Annotated in this window: 13 protein-coding genes and 1 riboswitch; of the genes, 5 read left to right on the top strand and 8 right to left on the bottom strand. The window is 67.7% G+C overall.

The annotated features are described in order from the left end of the window. Positions 1-121: 121 nt before the first annotated feature. From mmsB to AC5P88_RS10945, 5 genes are read right to left on the bottom strand one after another with little or no spacing between them, the layout of a single operon-like run. Positions 122-1,012, bottom strand: coding sequence for a 3-hydroxyisobutyrate dehydrogenase (mmsB, locus tag AC5P88_RS10965; RefSeq protein WP_004136647.1), 891 nt, complete (start codon positions 1,010-1,012; stop codon positions 122-124). After that, entirely contained in the window at positions 1,009-2,184 is a 1,176-nt protein-coding gene (locus AC5P88_RS10960) for an enoyl-CoA hydratase/isomerase family protein (protein WP_495225030.1), read from the bottom strand. Before AC5P88_RS10960 ends, mmsB begins: the two co-directional genes overlap by 4 nt. Next, positions 2,181-2,978, bottom strand: coding sequence for an enoyl-CoA hydratase (locus tag AC5P88_RS10955; RefSeq protein ID WP_495225029.1), 798 nt, complete (start codon positions 2,976-2,978; stop codon positions 2,181-2,183). Before AC5P88_RS10955 ends, AC5P88_RS10960 begins: the two co-directional genes overlap by 4 nt. Then, positions 2,975-4,129 (bottom strand): acyl-CoA dehydrogenase family protein, encoded by a 1,155-nt coding sequence (locus AC5P88_RS10950; RefSeq protein ID WP_495225068.1) that lies wholly within the window; start codon positions 4,127-4,129, stop codon positions 2,975-2,977. Before AC5P88_RS10950 ends, AC5P88_RS10955 begins: the two co-directional genes overlap by 4 nt. Positions 4,130-4,155: 26 nt before the next feature. Next, complete coding sequence (locus tag AC5P88_RS10945; protein ID WP_106549917.1) at positions 4,156-5,661, bottom strand: CoA-acylating methylmalonate-semialdehyde dehydrogenase; 1,506 nt, start codon at positions 5,659-5,661, stop codon at positions 4,156-4,158. Between the two features lie 114 nt (positions 5,662-5,775). Here AC5P88_RS10945 and AC5P88_RS10940 point away from each other — a divergent pair, with 114 nt between their 5' ends. Next, positions 5,776-7,143: a helix-turn-helix domain-containing protein gene (locus tag AC5P88_RS10940; RefSeq protein ID WP_106549918.1), complete on the top strand. Its 1,368-nt coding sequence runs from the start codon at positions 5,776-5,778 to the stop codon at positions 7,141-7,143. Between the two features lie 123 nt (positions 7,144-7,266). Beyond that, complete coding sequence (locus AC5P88_RS10935) at positions 7,267-8,220, top strand: DUF1028 domain-containing protein (protein ID WP_495225028.1); 954 nt, start codon at positions 7,267-7,269, stop codon at positions 8,218-8,220. 76 nt (positions 8,221-8,296) lie between these two features. On the opposite strand, the gene AC5P88_RS10930 is transcribed toward AC5P88_RS10935, so the two are convergent. Continuing rightward, positions 8,297-10,144, bottom strand: coding sequence for an RpoH suppressor (locus AC5P88_RS10930; RefSeq protein WP_495225027.1), 1,848 nt, complete (start codon positions 10,142-10,144; stop codon positions 8,297-8,299). 189 nt (positions 10,145-10,333) lie between these two features. Between AC5P88_RS10930 and AC5P88_RS10925 the strand changes: the two genes are divergently transcribed. Beyond that, positions 10,334-11,740 (top strand): FAD-binding oxidoreductase, encoded by a 1,407-nt coding sequence (locus AC5P88_RS10925; protein WP_495225026.1) that lies wholly within the window; start codon positions 10,334-10,336, stop codon positions 11,738-11,740. Positions 11,741-11,793: 53 nt separating this feature from the next. On the opposite strand, the gene AC5P88_RS10920 is transcribed toward AC5P88_RS10925, so the two are convergent. Next, on the bottom strand, positions 11,794-12,630 hold the full coding sequence (locus AC5P88_RS10920) for an aspartyl protease family protein (RefSeq protein ID WP_495225025.1): 837 nt from the start codon (positions 12,628-12,630) through the stop codon (positions 11,794-11,796). Positions 12,631-12,851: 221 nt separating this feature from the next. Beyond that, positions 12,852-13,065, top strand: a riboswitch (cobalamin riboswitch). Positions 13,066-13,227: 162 nt separating this feature from the next. On the opposite strand from AC5P88_RS10920, the gene AC5P88_RS10915 reads away from it, so the two are divergent. Both AC5P88_RS10915 and pncA read left to right on the top strand, forming a co-directional pair. Beyond that, positions 13,228-13,914 carry an epoxyqueuosine reductase QueH gene (locus tag AC5P88_RS10915; RefSeq protein ID WP_080357239.1) on the top strand — a complete coding sequence of 229 codons (687 nt, stop codon included), beginning with the start codon at positions 13,228-13,230 and terminating at the stop codon, positions 13,912-13,914. Positions 13,915-13,970: 56 nt separating this feature from the next. After that, on the top strand, positions 13,971-14,597 hold the full coding sequence (gene pncA / locus AC5P88_RS10910) for a bifunctional nicotinamidase/pyrazinamidase (RefSeq protein WP_106548786.1): 627 nt from the start codon (positions 13,971-13,973) through the stop codon (positions 14,595-14,597). 112 nt (positions 14,598-14,709) lie between these two features. Here pncA and purU read toward each other — a convergent pair whose 3' ends face one another. Then, on the bottom strand, positions 14,710-15,561 hold the full coding sequence (purU, locus tag AC5P88_RS10905) for a formyltetrahydrofolate deformylase (protein WP_111112505.1): 852 nt from the start codon (positions 15,559-15,561) through the stop codon (positions 14,710-14,712). Between the last annotated feature and the right edge of the window lie 58 nt (positions 15,562-15,619).

The raw sequence follows: 15,619 nt of genomic DNA, 5'->3' as shown, positions 1-15,619 counted from the left end.
AAGGGATCCGACCCAAAAAAAAAATGGGCGGATGCCGGTCGAAACCGGGCATCCGCCCATCCCACCTTCGTTGTCCCACAGGGGGGCATGAGGTTGCCGGCCAGCGGCCGGCACTACCAGGTTACTTCTCGCTGGTGATCAGCTGCACGACGCTGGAGAAATCCAGCTTGCCGCGGCCGGCCTGGTGATTCATCGAGTACAGGTTGCGGGCCACTTCGCCCAGCGGAATCGAGGCGCCGACACTCATCGCCGCTTCCACCGCCAGGCCCATGTCCTTCAGCATCAGGTCGCTGCCGAAACCGCCGCTGTAGCCGCGCGACGCGGGCGCGTTCTCCAGCACGCCCGGCCACGGGTTGCACACTTCGGTGGCCCAGCTGCGGCCGGTGCTGACCGCCATCATCTGCGACAGCACCTTCGGGTCCAGCCCGTGCGCCACGCCGAGCGCGATGGCTTCGCCGGTCACCGCCATGATCACGCCCAGCGCCATGTTGTTGCACAGCTTGGCAACCTGGCCGGCACCACTGGCGCCCACGTGGAAGATGTTCTTGCCCATCGCCTGCAGCACCGGGCGCGCGCGTTCCAGCGCGTCCTCTTCGCCACCGACGATGAAGGTCAGGGTGCCGGCCTGGGCACCGGCGGTACCGCCGGACACCGGCGCGTCGATCATCTGCAGGCCACGCGCGGCCGCGGCTTCGGAAACCTTGCGCGCGCTCGCCGGGGCAATGGTGCTGCAGTCGATGACCAGTGCACCGGCCGGAATCGCGGCGAGGATGCCGTCATCGCCCAGGTACACGCCTTCGACATGGCGGCTGGCCGGCAGCATCGAGATCACCACTTCGGCGTCGGCCAGGGTTTCACGCGCCGACGCAGCCGCGCTGGCGCCAGCATCGACGGCGGCCTGCACCGCGGCCGGGACCAGATCGAACACGCGCACGGTGTGGCCGTTCTTGACCAGATTGGCGGCCATCGGGCCACCCATGTTGCCCAACCCAATGAATGCAATGCGGCTCATGCCAGGCTCCTTTCAGCGACGGGGGTGCCCAGGTCGGCCAGCGGATGCGCGGCATCGGCCCAGGGCGAAGCGAAGAACGTATCGGCCCACGCGGCGGTGGCCTCGGCCAGGGTGGCCGGGTTCCACTGCGGGTTGCGGTCCTTGTCGATCAGCAGCGCGCGGATGCCTTCGGCGAAATCGCCGTGGGCGGCGCAGTGCAGCGCGGTGATGTACTCCAGCCGGTAGACGCTGGCCAGGTCCTGGCCGGCGCTGCGGCGCTGCAGCTCGAACGCCAGGCGTGCCGAGCCGGGCGCACCGGCGGCGAGGGTCTTCTGTGCCGCCTGCAGCCAGGCATCGTCGGTCTGCAGGCCGCTGATGCGATCGATGATGGCGGCAAGGTCATCGCCCTCGCACAGCGCGTCGACCTGCGCGGCATTGGCCAGCAGCGGGCCGGTGGCCGCATCGCTGGCGTGCGACTGCAGCAGATGGCTGAGGCGTTCGTGGTTGTGCGCGGCATCGCCCGACCAGGCCACCTGCAGCAGCGCATCGAACACTGCACTGCGGCGCTCTTCCGCCACATGCACATCGGCCAAGCCGGCATAGATGGCATCACCCGGATTGAGCAGCGCACCGGTCAGGGCCAGGAACAGGCCGCCCTTGCCCGGCACCCGCGGCAGCAGCCAGCTGCCACCGACATCGGGGAACAGGCCGACGGTGATTTCCGGGAAGGCCAGCTTGGAACGTTCGCTGACCACGCGGTGGCTGGCGCCGGACATCAGGCCGATGCCACCGCCCATCACGATGCCGTGGCCCCAGCACAGGATCGGCTTGGCGTAGGTGTGGATGAGGTAATCGACGCGGTACTCGACGTCGAAGAACTCGGCGGCGTAGTCGTTCTCGCGGATATCGCTGCGGCCGGCCTCGCGGAAGGCGATCATGCTCTTGTACAGGCTGTGCAGATCGCCGCCGGCGCAGAACGCCTTTTCGCCGGCCCCCTGCAGCACCACCATCGCGATGCCGTCGTCGTCGGCCCAGGCGTTCAACTGCTTCAGCAGCAGGTGCGCCATCGGCAGCGAAAAACCGTTGAGCGTGCGCGGCGCATTGAGCGTAGCGATGCCGATGCGCGTGCCGTTGCCGGCCACGCGCTCTTCGAACAACACCGGTGCTTCGTCGGCAACGGTGTCGGTGCTCATGCGTTCTTCCACTGCGCCGCGCGCTTTTCCAGGAAGGCGGTCACGCCCTCGACCTGGTCGGCGGTGTCGAACAGGTCGACGAAGGCTTCACGCTCGGCCACCAGTGCCGAGGCGTGGGTGCCGGTGCGGGTGGACTGCACCAGGGTCTTGCAGGCGGCGATGCTGGTCGGGCTCTGCTTGCCGGCCTTCTTCGCCCATTCCAGTGCCAGTGCCTTGGCTTCACCCTTGCCGACCTTTTCTTCGGCCAGGCCAATGCGCAGTGCGGTCTCGGCATTGATGCGCTCGCCCAGCAGGATCATGCGCTTGGCCCAGCCCTCGCCCACCAGGCGCGGCAGGTTCTGGGTGCCACCGGCGCACGGCAAAAGGCCGACGGTGGCCTCCGGCAGCGCGACCTGGGCGTGGTCTTCAATGATGCGCAGGTCACAGGCCAATGCGCATTCCAGGCCACCGCCCATCGCATAGCCGTTGATCGCAGCGATCGACACGCCACGGAAACCGGACAGCGCTTCGAACGCTTCGCCGAAACGGCGTGCCGCTTCGCGTGCGGCGGCCTTGTCGCCCGAGGCGAACTGATTGAGGTCGGCACCGGCGGAGAAGAACTTCTCGCCGTCACCGATGATCACCAGCGCGTAGATGTCGCGGTCTGCATTGAGCGCGCCCACCAGGTCGCGCAGCGCCGACAGGCTGTGCACGGTCCAGGTATGCGCCGGCGGGTTGTTCAGGGTGACCACGGCGGTGTGGCCGTCGGCCTCGACCTTCAGGCCCACGTGCTCCTGGGTACGCCAATCCTTCATCGCAGTTCCTCTTCGGTGTTGAGCAGGTGACGGGCAACGATCACCCGCATGATCTCGTTGGTGCCTTCCAGGATCTGGTGCACGCGGCAGTCACGCAGCAGGCGCTCGATGGGGTATTCGCGGATGTAGCCGTAGCCACCATGAATCTGCAGCGCTTCGTTGCAGACGTTGAAACCGGCATCGGTGGCAAAGCGCTTGGCCATCGCGCACCAGACATTGGCATCGCTGGCACCGGCATCGAGCTTGCGCGCGGCGGTGTGCACCATCTGCCGCGCGGCGACCAGTTCGATGGCCATGTCGGCCAGCTTGAACTGCAGCGCCTGGAACTCGGCCAGCGCCTTGCCGAACTGGCGGCGCTCGCCCATGTAGCGGCGCGCGGCATCCAGCGCGCCCTGCGCAGCACCCAGCGAGCAGGCGGCGATGTTGATGCGGCCACCATCCAGCCCCTTCATCGCCAGCTTGAAGCCGCCGCCTTCCTCTCCCAGAAGGTGGCTGACCGGCACGCGGACGTTTTCGAAGGTGATGCCACGGGTGGGCTGGCTGTTCCAGCCCATCTTCTCTTCCTTGCGGCCGAAGCTGACGCCCGGCAGGTCCGACGGCACTGCAATCGCGCTGACACCGCCGGCACCGGCACCGCCGGTACGCGCCATCACCACAAGCAGCTCGGTGGCACCGGCGCCGGAGATGAAGGCCTTGGCGCCGTTCAGCACGAAGTGGTCGCCGTCGCGCACCGCGGTGGTCTTCAGCGAGGCCGCATCGGAACCCGCACCCGGTTCGGTCAGGCAGTACGAGGCCAGCTTGAGGCCGGCGGCCAGGTCCTGGCCCCACGCATCGCGCAGGGCCGGCTGGCCCCACTTGGACACCATCCACGAGGCCATGTTGTGGATGCTGATGTAGGCCGCAGTCGACGGATCGACGTTGGCGAGCTCCTCGATGACGACGGCGGCGTCCAGTCGGCTCAGGCCGCTGCCGCCCACTTCCGGGTCCATGTACAGACCGCAGAAGCCCAGTTCACCGGCCTTGGCGATCGCCTCGCGCGGAAAGATGCCCTCCGCATCCCATCGCGCGGCGTGCGGCGCCAGTTCGGCCTGTGCGAAGTCGCGCGCAGCCTCGCGGTACGCCTGCTGTGCTTCTTCCAGTTCCGTCGTCATCGAGTGGCTCATGGCTGCTCCTGCCGTTACTTCAGGCTGATCGTGGTGTTGACGCCGTGGCTCAGCGTCTCGTCATCGAACCAGCGCGCGGTGACCGTCTTGGTCTGGGTGTAGAACAGCACCACCTGCTTGCCGTACGGGCCCAGGTCGCCCAGCTTGGAGGCGCGCGAACCGGTGAACGAGAACAGCGGCACCGGCACCGGGATCGGCACGTTGATGCCGACCTGGCCGACGTCGATGTCTTCCTGGAACTTGCGTGCAGCCGCGCCGGACTGGGTGAACAGTGCGGTGCCGTTGCCGTTCGGGTTGCTGTTGACCATCGCGATGGCGTCTTCCAGCGTTTCCGCTTCGAGGATGACCAGCACCGGCCCGAAGATTTCTTCCTGGTAGATGCGCATGTCGGTGGTGACACCGGCAAAGATGGTCGGGCCGACGAAGTTGCCCTTCTCGAAGCCATCGACCTGCGGCTTGCGGCCGTCGAGCACCAGCTGGGCGCCCTGCTCCACGCCCGAGGCGATCAGGCCTTCCACGCGCTCGCGGGCGCTGCAGGAAATGACCGGACCCACGTCGGTACCGGACACGGTGCCGCCGCTGACCTTCAGGGTCTTGGCCTTGCTGACCAGGTCCTGCACCCAGTTGCGTGCTTCACCGACCAGCACCAGGGTGGAGGCGGCCATGCAGCGCTGGCCGGCCGCACCGAAGGCGGCGCCGACCATCGCGTTGAGGGTCTGTTCCTTGTTGGCGTCCGGCAGCACCACGGCGTGGTTCTTGGCGCCCATCATGCACTGCACGCGCTTGCCGGCCAGCGAGGCGCGGTTGTAGACATGGGTGCCGACGCGGGTGGAACCGACGAACGACACGGCCTTGATGTCCGGGTGGTCGCAGATCGCGTTGACCACTTCTTCGCCGCCATGCACCACGTTCAGCACGCCCTTCGGAATGCCGGCTTCCAGCGCCAGTTCAACCAGGCGCATGGTGACCATCGGGTCCTGCTCGGACGGCTTGAGGATGAAGGTGTTGCCGGTGGCGATCGCCATCGGGAACATCCACAGCGGAATCATCGCCGGGAAGTTGAACGGGGTGATGCCGGCGCACACGCCCAGCGGCTGCATGATCGTGTAGGTATCCACGCCATTGGCCACGTTGTTGGCCAGCTCGCCCAGCTGCAGGTTGCCGATCGCAGCCGCATGCTCGACCACTTCCAGGCCGCGGAACACATCGCCTTCGGCGTCCGGCAGGGTCTTGCCCTGCTCGGCGGTGAGGATGTGGGCCAGCTCGCTCATGTTCTCGCGGATCAGCTGCTGGTACTTCAGGAAGATGCGCGCGCGGGTGCCGATCGGGGTCTTGCGCCAGGTCTTGAAGGCTTCCTTGGCGGCGGCGACGGCGGCGTCCACTTCACCGGTGGTGGCGAACGGCACCTTGGCCAGCACGTCCTGGGTGGCCGGATTGATCACGTCCTGCCAGTGGGAGGTGGCCGATTCGATGAACTGGCCATCGATCAGCATGCGGATACGGGGCGCTGCAACAGTCATGACGACAATCCCACGGGCTCGAAAGATGCTTGGCATTATTCACAGCACCCACCTCGATTTCCGGGCTGAATCCGCTTAATCTGGCCAACACGCCAGACGATTCATGTTAATTCTGTGAATTATTCAGCCACCCAGCGACAACTTGGCCTGCGCCTGCTGCGGCTGCGCGAGCAGCGCGGCTACAGCCAGGCCGACCTGGCACGAGCGCTGGGGTTGTCGGCCAGCTACCTGAACCAGATCGAGCGCAACAAGCGCCCGCTGACGCCGGCGGTGCAGAAAAAGCTGGGGGAGGTGTTGGGCGACGTTTCCTCGTTGTTCGACGAAGATGAGCCCGCCGCACTGCAGGAGGCTCTGGGCGAGACCCTGCGCGACCTGGGCCTGGCGGAGGTGAGCGCCACCGAACTGCGCGCGCTGGCCGGCAACCTGCCGCAGGTCAGCCGCGCGCTGCTGGACCTGCACCGCCGCCACCTGGCCCTGCGTGAACATGCCGCCGCCCTGGAATTCCAGCTGGGCGAGCCGGGTGCCGGCAGCACCCTGCCCGCCGGTGACCAGGTGCGCGAGTTCTTCAACCGCATGCACAACCACATCCCCGAGCTGGACGAGCTGGCCGAGCGCCTGTTCGCCGAGTGGGGGTTGTCGCCTGGGCATGTGGCACCACGCCTGCGCCAGCTGCTGGCCGACCGCCATGGCGTGCTGGTGGAAGTGGCCGCGCTGCAGGCCGGGCGCGAGAAGCGCCAGTACGATGCCGGTACCCGCCGGCTGTGGCTGCCGGACTACCTGGAGCCGGGCCAGCAGGCGTTCCAGATGGCCGCCGAGCTGGCCCTGCACGGCTACCTGCCACAGATCGATGCGGTGGTGGCACGTGCTGGATTCACCGATGACGCGCGCATCGCGCAGGCCCGCATCGGTCTTTCAAACTACTTCGCCGGTGCGCTGGTGATGCCGTACATGCGCTTCCTGCGCGCCGCCGAGGCCTGCAACTACGACATCGAACTGCTGGCGCACCAGTTCGGTGTCGGCTTCGAAGCGGTCTGCCACCGGCTGAGCACGCTGGCGCGGCGCAGCGCGCCTGGCCTGCCGTTCTTCTTCATCCGCGTGGACCGCGCCGGCAATGTGTCCAAGCGCCATTCGGCCACCGATTTCCATTTCTCGCAGGTGGGCGGCTCGTGCCCGCTGTGGATCGTCTACGAGGCGTTCAACCAGCCCGGGCGCATCCTCACCCAGACCGCGCGCATGCCCGATGGCCGCCGACATTTTTGGCTGGCACGGCAGGTCAGCAGCGGGCCGGTCGGGCATGGGCAGCCACGCAAGACGTTTGCGGTAGCACTGGGCTGCGATCTTCAGCATGCCGAACGGCTGGTGTACTCGCTGGGGCTGGACGTGCAGAGCCCGGGCAATTCGGTGTCGATCGGGCCGGGTTGCCGGGTATGCCCGCGCGAGGACTGCATGCAGCGCGCGTTCGCGCAGTTGCCGGGGCGTTGATGCCGTTGGGGTCAGATCCCTTTTGCCCTGCAAAAGGGATCTGACCCCATGATGGGACGCGGAGGGTTAAACCTTTCGTGCGTACGCTGCATCCCATTGCAATGCCTGCCCATGGAGACACCCATGTTCCTGCTGCGCTCTTGCCTGGCCCTGCTGCTTGCTGCCATCGCCGCACCGGCGTGGGCGACGTTCTCCATTGCCGCCTGCAACGAGGCTGGCGACTGTGGTGTGGCGGTGGCCACGCACAATCTCGGCGTCGGCGGTGTCGGGGTGCCGTGGGCGCAGGCGAAGGTGGGCGCTGTCGCCAGCCAGTTCGAGACCAACCCGACCTACGGCTCCAAAGGCCTTGAACTGCTGGCCAAAGGACGCACGCCTGCGCAGGTGTTGAAGCAGCTGCTGGACGAAGATGGCGATTTTGATGGCACCACGCTCGCCGAGCGACAGGTGGGGCTGGTCAGCGCGCGCGGCGGCAATGCGCAGTACACCGGTGCTACCGCGCAGCAGGCGGATTGGGCCGGTGCGCAGGGCGAGGGCATGCTGAGTGTGCAGGGCAATGGCCTGGCCGGGCCCGAGGTGCTGGCCGCAATGCAACGCGCCTTCGGCGCATCACACGGGGAATTGGCTGCGCGCCTGCTGGCGGCACTGGAAGCGGGCCAGGCCGAAGGCGGCCAGCGCAGCGGTCAATGGTCGGCGGCGCTGCTGGTACGTACACCTGGCGGCGACTGGCAGGACACCGATCTGCGCGTGGACGCCGACCCGCATGCAGTGGCGCGGCTGCGCGAGCTGTACGACATGCGCTTGTCCAACGAGGCGATCATCCGTGCCGAGCAGCGCTGGGAAAAGGGGGACGTGGCGGGTGCGCGCACGGCGCTGGCAACGTCGTTGTCGCTGGCACACGGCTGGGACCGGACCTGGGCGCGCGCGGCGCGGCTGGCGATGCGGCAGGGCGATGTTGCGCTGGCACGCGAGTATCTGGCGGGCCTGCGTGCGCTCAATCCGGGCTGGGTGAAGCAGGAGCTGGCGTTGCCGCTGTATGCGCCGTTGCGGGGCGATGCGGTGGTGGAGGCGTGGCGCTGAGGCGCACCGGGGAGGGGTCAGATCCGTTCTCCGCAGGAAAACGGATCTGACCCCGATTGCCCCCGATTGGACCGGCTCAGTAGATCGGCGTCACCTTCATCTGCGGCAGCGGTCGCGGCGCGCCGTCGGTGAGGTCGGGGCCGAGGTCATCCCAGGTGCGGCCCTGCTCGACCATCAAGCCCCACAGCTGCTGCGAGGCCAGCCGCTTGTCTTCCGAGCCCAGCTTGTACGACGGCGGTGCCGGTTCCCCGCGGGCAACCATCGAATAGGCCGCGCGGTAGGCCAGTACCTGCTGCGCCGGATCATCGGTGCGTGCCACTTCCAGCGTGTAGCGCTGGTAGGCCGAGGCCAGGTTGCGCCAGCGGATCCAGTAGTGGTTCTCGAACGAGAACGAACAGAAGCGCGCGCCGGCGAGGCTGCCCTTGTCGGCGATGTGGGTCAGCACCTCCTGCGGCATGTCCAGGTTCATGCCGCCTTCGTCGCCCTGCAGGCTGACGTGCACGATGCGGTCGCGGTAGCCCGGCGCGCGCGCCTGCAGCAGATCGCGCCAGTTCTGCATGGTCGCCACCACCGCGAACAGGAAGCGGCCCAGCTCGGCGGCCGCCAGCGGTGTGGCGATCGACTGGTAGGTGCGCTGCCAGCCGTGTCGGTTCTCGGTGGGCAGGAACACCGCGTGCTCCAGCGACTGGCGGCCACTGCTGCCGTGGTTCACCTCTTCGGCGTGCTGCGGGTAGACCAGATTGATGGCGAAGGTCGGCCAGCGCGGCAACGCGGCATCGAACAGATGGATCGGGAAATTGCTGCTGATGCCACCATCGGAGAACCAGCAGATGCGGAAGGCGGTGATCACCGGGCCGCAAGCCTGCCCGGCGCTGGTCAGCCCTTCCATGCTGTCGGCCACGTTGTGCTCGGGGTCGGCCGCCGGCGCGGTCGGCTCGCAGCGTCGTTCGCGGCGTGAGGGTTCATGCAGCGGCACCGCGCTGATCAGCAGCGGGAAGCTCAGGCTCATGCGCGTGGCCACCAGCACCGGCAGCTTCGGGCCCGGCGGCAGGTGGTAGTACTGCCGCCCTTCCACCTCCAGCGGCGGGCCGGCCTGCGTCACCAGCCACTGCACCACGCTGGCCGGGAACAGCTGCTCGAATTCCTCGCGCAGGAACCAGAACTGCGCGCCGCCCAGCGGCAGCGTGCGCGGCTCGTTGTGCGACACGCAGGTGGTGATCATCTGCAGGCTGATCGCATGCGGGCTGTCCGGTTCGCCGGCATAGCGCGGTGCGTCGTGCAGGTCGGCGAAGGTGAGCGGTGCATCCAGCGGCTTGCCGGACAACTGCTGCAGGCATTCGTGCAGCCACTCGGTCAGTGCCGGTGTGCGTGCATCGCGGCCGAGGCCGCTGCACAGGCCCAGCAGATTGCGTCGCGCCACGCGTGCCACACGAAGCGCGGCACCGGCCACACCTGCACCGTACGCACACAGCAGCGACGGCAGCAGCGTGGCCGCCACACCGCTCCAACCACCGCCCCACCAGCCCAGGCCGAGCAGCAGCGCCAGCGACACCAGCACTTCCAGCGGCGCGATCTCGAACACGGCAACGGCCAGGCACAGCAGTTTGTGCGGCAGGCTGGCATTGCCGGTCAGCACCACCAGCAGGCGATAGGCCGCGCGTGCCCCGCGTGCGGGCTGGAACAGGCTGTAGATGAAGCCGCGCCGCGACAGCTGCGCCGACACCGCCGACAACCCGCCATAGCCTGCATCGCCGGGCAGGTGCTCGCCGGCCTGCTGACGACGATCACCGCAGGCCGCCGCAGCCGCCACGGCGGCGGCGATGGCGCCGGCCGAAGTGCCGCCGATGCTCTTGAAGCGATACTCGCGCGCCAGCGCCAGTACCGCATTGGGGTACACGATACCGCTGGTGATGCCGCCTTTCATGACCAGATCGCAGTACTTGTCCGCCACTACCCTGCCCCCGCTGACTGTGCCCGAGATGCCATCCGACGCTACGGATGCAGTATGACGCGAAGCCTTCTCACAGCCTGAGAACCCGCCCACGGAAGCGCCACTGGCCGCCTCTGCCCAGCCCGGGCACACTGCACCCAGGACATTCATGCAGGGATTGCCATGACCACCCGTCGCGCGTTCATCGCAGGCTGTGGAGCCGCCGTTGCCGCCAATGCCTGTACGCGGCGCAGCGCGGGCATCGCCAACGACATCAGCCAGCTGGAACCCACCGAGGTCGCCGGGGTGCGGGCCATTGCCGGAACGGCGGATCTGCAGGCGGCGCTGCAGCAGCACCTCGGCACTGTCTGCGTGGCCGGTGGGCGATTCAGCATGGGCGGCCAGACCAGCGCGACCGCTGCCCTGCAGCTGGATCTGACGCCCAGCAACCGCCTGCTGTGGCTGGACATCGCCCGCAAGGCTGTGCGCGTGCAGGCCGGCATGCGCTGGCGCACGCTGCAGGAATGGCTGGACCCGCACAACCTGTCGGTGAAGGTGATGCAGAGCTTCAGCAACTTCACCGTCGGCGGCTCGGTCTCGGTGAACTGCCATGGCCGCTACGTCCGCAGCGGCAGTATCGCTTCGACCATTCGTGCGCTGCAGGTGGTGCTGCGCTCCGGCGAGGTGATCGAGACCTCGCGCACCCTGCATCCGGAGCTGTTCGCTGCGGTCATCGGTGGCTACGGCCTGATGGGCGTGGTCAGCGAAGTCGAACTGGACCTGGCCGACAACGACCGCATGGCGCGGCACATGGAACGGGTGGCGCTGGCCGACTACCCGCACTGGTTCCGCGAGAACGTGGTGTCACGCAGAGATGCGTTGATGCACAACGCCGACCTCATGCCACCCCGTTTCGACGCTCCGCTGACCGTGACCTGGCGACGCAGCACGGCACCACTGACCGACACCCGGCGACTGATACCGGTGGGCGCTGATTATGCCCACGAACAGAACATGATCTGGGCCGTCACCGAGCTGCCCGGCGGGCCACAGCTGCGCCAGAGCTCGGTGGTGAAGCAGCAGATGGCCGAACCGCGGGTGATCCATCGAAACCTGGAGGCAAGCCTGGATGTGGCGGCATTGGAGCCCCGCACCCGCGCGATGTCGACCTATCTGCTGCAGGAGTATTTCATCCCGGTGCGCAGCTTCCAGGCCTTCACCACGCGCATGGCGGCGATCCTGCAGCACCACCGCGTCGATGCGCTGAACGTATCGATCCGCCATGCGCCGGCCGATGCAACCGCATTGATGGCATGGGCAAGCGAAGAAGTGTTCTGCTTCGTGCTGTACCACAAGCAGCGTCGGCATCCGTGGGGCGACACGATGGCCACACGCTGGACCCGCGCATTGATCGACGCCGCGGTGGAGTGTGGCGGACGCTATTACCTGCCGTATCGCCCGCATGCCACACGCGAGCAGTTCCAGCGCGCGTATCCGCGGTGGAACGCATTCGTTGAACGCAAACGCCAGTACGATCCGCAGACGCAGCTGGTCAACCACCTCTGGCAGCGGTACATGGCGGCAGCATGAAGCCGAGGCATCCACGCACGGCGTGGATCCACCGCCCAGGCCCGGCCGGCAAATCAACGCTGCTGCGGACAGAGCGCCACGCGCTTGCTGCGCGCATCGATCAGCACCGCCGCGTCCTGCAGTGCGTGCGCGCCGATCACCGCCTCCGGGTAGCGATCAGAGACGCGAACGTCGAGATTGCGCAGCGTCAGGCCACCGGCCACCAGCGGCACGTCCAGCCGTGCCCGGCCGCTCTGGATCCGGCCGTGGCTGAGGGTCAGCGGGTCGCCCGGGACAACCACGCCGCTGGCCACGCGCTCATGGAGTGCAGCAGGCAGCACCAGCGCCACGTTCGCGCCGGTGTCCAACTGTGCTTCGGTCGTTACCGTGCCGATCTGCACCGGAATGCGGAAGGCCCGCGTGTAAGCCAGCGTGCCCGGCTGCCCCGGCAGCAATCGATGGTCGCGGCGAAAGCGCAGCCGCTTGCGTGGGAAGTCGAGCGCCAGCAGGCCATCGTCGAAGAAATCGCGCGCCAGGATCCCATCGAAGGCGGCGGCCTCGGACTGTCGGGCGTTGTAGTCGCGGGTGATCACCACCACGCCCTGGCGACGCACACCACCCAGGGTGAGCGAATCGAAGCGGACCGTGGTGGCATCGGCGGTGCGCACGCCATCGGAATGGGAGGCGGTGCCACCCATCGGCAGGTGCAGCGCGCGCACCAGGCGGGTATCGGCGCGCGCCATGCCGCTCGCACCGGTATCGACGGCGAAGCGGAACGTGCCTGCGTCGTTGACCTGCACCTGCAGGTAGATGCGCCCGTCGACAACCTCGAACGGAACATCGATGAGGGCTTCACCGGACGCGGTGGCCAGTGCGCATGCCGGCCAGCTGAGGGCAATGCATGGGTCCATCCGGAGAGGCAGAGCAGCCCCAGCGCCCATGCGGGCAGGCAGCGCCGCCTGGCACGGGTCGGGGCGGCAGGATGTCCGGTGCAGGCGTGCGGGGGCGTTGCGGCAAGGCTGTCCATGGGCAGGGTTCCAGGTGGTCCTGCAGCATGGATGCGCCACGGGCCTGCACGGTTGCACCCTGCGGACCTTGACCATCGCCGCCAACGGGTCCACCGTGCACACGCCGAAGGTATCCCTGCCGTGGCTGGATGGCGGCAGGGATTTAAACGGGAATCCGGTGAAGGCGCCTCGCGCGCCCATTCCGGAGCTGCCCCGCAGCGGTGAATGGAAACGAATCCTGCCAACAGCACTGGGCGCATGCCTGGGAAGCGGCAGGTAGTAGGTGGGCTGCGGCCCGTGTCCATCAGCCCGAATACCGGCCCCGGCCGGGGGACACGACCGTCCCCTGACTCGACCTGGACTCTCCGCGGGGAGGGTGCCGGGGCCGTCGTTGTCCTGCGCCTGCAGGCCGCGCGGCCGCGCGCGTCCTTTTCACGGTATCCGGCCCGCCCTGTTCCACCCACGCGCTGATGCATGGGCCACCGCCGTTGCCGGCGGTCCATGCGGTACCTGACGATGACCGAACTCCAACGCCCCACCCTGACCCTGCCTGCCGACGGCAAGCGCCTGCTGCTGCATTCGTGCTGCGCGCCCTGTTCGGGCGAAGTGATGGAGGCGATCACCGCCTCCGGGATCGACTACGCGATCTTCTTCTACAACCCCAACATCCACCCGGTGAAGGAGTACGAGCTGCGCAAGCAGGAGAACATCCGCTTCGCCGAACAGCACGACATTCCGTTCATCGACTGCGACTACGACACCGACAACTGGTTCAGCCGTGCGCGTGGCATGGAGAACGAACCCGAGCGCGGCATCCGCTGCACGATGTGCTTCGACATGCGTTTCGAGCGCACTGCGCTGTACGCGCATGAACACGGCTACGACACCATCAGCTCGTCGCTGGGCATCTCGCGCTGGAAGAACATGGCGCAGATCAACGACTGCGGCATCCGCGCCGCCTCACGCTATGAAGGCCTGCAGTACTGGGACTACAACTGGCGCAAGGGCGGTGGTGCCAGCCGCATGATCGAGATCAGCAAGCGCGAGCAGTTCTACCAGCAGGAATACTGCGGCTGCGTGTACTCGCTGCGCGATGCCAACCGCCATCGCCGCGAGAACGGCCGCGAGCGGATCAAGATCGGCCTGCTGTACTACGGGCAGGACGCTGAGACGCCGCAGGGCGATTGACCTGTGCCGCCGGGGCGGCCACGCTGGTCGTCCCTTTACGTTGTAGTGGACCTGCCATGACCGCCCTGCCCGCCGACGTCGCCCTGCTGGTGATCGACCTGCAGCCGGACTTCATGCCCGGTGGCGCGCTGGCCTGCGACCAGGGCGATGCGCTGGTGGCACCGATTGCTGGACTGCTGGCGCAGCGCCGCTACCGCACGGTGGTGGCCACCCAGGACTGGCACCCGGCCGATCACGCCTCATTCGCCAGCCAGCACCCCGGCAAGCGTCCGTTCGAGACCATCCTGCTGCACGCGCAGCCACAGACCCTGTGGCCCGACCATTGCGTGCAGGGCAGCGATGGCGCCGCGCTGCATCCGGGCGTGGACTGGACCGTGGCCGACCTGATCCTGCGCAAGGGCACGCGCCAACAGGTGGATTCGTACAGCGCCTTCCGCGAGAACCACGGCCCCGATGGCGAACGCCCGGCTACTGGCCTGGCCGGCTGGCTGCACGAGCGCCGCATCCGCGAAGTGCACGTGTGCGGCCTGGCCCGCGACTACTGCGTGCTGTGGAGCGCGCAGGACGCGGTGAAATCCGGCTTCCGGGTGAAGTTCCTGTGGGAGCTGACCAAACCGGTGACCGAGGCCAACGACGCGATGGTGCGCGAGGCGCTGGGCAAGGCGGGGATTGCGATCGCCTGACGGGCGACCGCCGGGCATGGCCCGGCGCTACCGATAATCCGACCCGAAACGGTAGTGCCGGCCGCTGGCCGGCAACCCCGGGATGGCTACCGTTGCCGGCCAGCGGCCGGCACTACCGGAACACGACGGTGCGGTGCCCGTTGAGCAGGATGCGGTGCTCCACATGCCGGCGCACGGCGCGCGCCAGCACCAGCGATTCGGTATCGCTGCCCAGCCGCACCAGTTCGCGCGGTGCCATCGCGTGGTCCACGCGGGCCACGTCCTGTTCGATGATCGGGCCTTCGTCCAGATCCTCGGTGACGTAGTGCGCGGTGGCACCGATGATCTTGACCCCGCGTGCGTGCGCCTGATGATACGGCTGCGCGCCCTTGAAGCTGGGCAGGAAGCTGTGGTGGATGTTGATCGCACGGCCGGCCAGCGCGCGGCACAGCGTGGGCGACAGGATCTGCATGTAGCGCGCCAGCACCACCAGGTCGATGCGCTCGCGCTCGACCAGGTCGATGATCTGCTGCTCCTGTACCGCGCGTGTTTCCGCGTTCACCGGCAGGTGGTGGAACGGCACCTGGTAGGACGCGGCCAGCGGCGCGAAGTCGGCGTGGTTGGAGGCCACCGCGGCGATGTCCACCTTCAGCTGGCCACTGTGGGCGCGGAACAGCAGATCGTTGAGGCAGTGGCCCTGCTTGCTGACCAGCACCAGCAGGCGCGCGCGGCGTCGGCCATCGTGCAGCTGCCAGTCCATGCCGAAGCCTTCGGCGAGCGCGGCCATGCTCGTGTGCACGGTCTCCAGCGGCAGGCTGGCGTCGCGGTCGAAGTGCACGCGCAGGAAGAAGCGGCCACTTTCCTCATCACCGAACTGCTGGGCGTCGAGGATGTTGCAGCCGTGGTCGAACAGCAGGCCGGACACGCGGTAGACGATGCCGGTACGGTCGGGACAGGACAGGGTAAGAATGGAATCGGGGCGCATTGCCCGAGTGTAGGGCAGCGCCCTGCCCGGCGGATCGATGGTCACCGATGCAACCGAA

The sequence above is a fragment of the Stenotrophomonas sp. YJH_SMC_8 genome, assembly GCF_059371315.1.
This window is presented reverse-complemented; position numbering and strand designations above follow the sequence as displayed.

Bases quoted from the DNA above. Each gene is read 5' to 3' on its own strand.
- AC5P88_RS10960 (WP_495225030.1), bottom strand. From the start codon at position 2,184: ATGAGCACCGACACCGTTGCCGACGAAGCACCGGTGTTGTTCGAAGAG.
- AC5P88_RS10935 (WP_495225028.1), top strand. From the start codon at position 7,267: ATGTTCCTGCTGCGCTCTTGCCTGGCCCTGCTGCTTGCTGCCATCGCC.
- AC5P88_RS10930 (WP_495225027.1), bottom strand. From the start codon at position 10,144: ATGAAAGGCGGCATCACCAGCGGTATCGTGTACCCCAATGCGGTACTG.
- mmsB (WP_004136647.1), bottom strand. From the start codon at position 1,012: ATGAGCCGCATTGCATTCATTGGGTTGGGCAACATGGGTGGCCCGATG.
- AC5P88_RS10955 (WP_495225029.1), bottom strand. From the start codon at position 2,978: ATGAAGGATTGGCGTACCCAGGAGCACGTGGGCCTGAAGGTCGAGGCC.
- AC5P88_RS10950 (WP_495225068.1), bottom strand. From the start codon at position 4,129: ATGACGACGGAACTGGAAGAAGCACAGCAGGCGTACCGCGAGGCTGCG.
- pncA (WP_106548786.1), top strand. From the start codon at position 13,971: ATGACCGCCCTGCCCGCCGACGTCGCCCTGCTGGTGATCGACCTGCAG.
- AC5P88_RS10920 (WP_495225025.1), bottom strand. From the start codon at position 12,630: ATGGACCCATGCATTGCCCTCAGCTGGCCGGCATGCGCACTGGCCACC.
- AC5P88_RS10945 (WP_106549917.1), bottom strand. From the start codon at position 5,661: ATGACTGTTGCAGCGCCCCGTATCCGCATGCTGATCGATGGCCAGTTC.
- AC5P88_RS10925 (WP_495225026.1), top strand. From the start codon at position 10,334: ATGACCACCCGTCGCGCGTTCATCGCAGGCTGTGGAGCCGCCGTTGCC.
- AC5P88_RS10915 (WP_080357239.1), top strand. From the start codon at position 13,228: ATGCGGTACCTGACGATGACCGAACTCCAACGCCCCACCCTGACCCTG.
- purU (WP_111112505.1), bottom strand. From the start codon at position 15,561: ATGCGCCCCGATTCCATTCTTACCCTGTCCTGTCCCGACCGTACCGGC.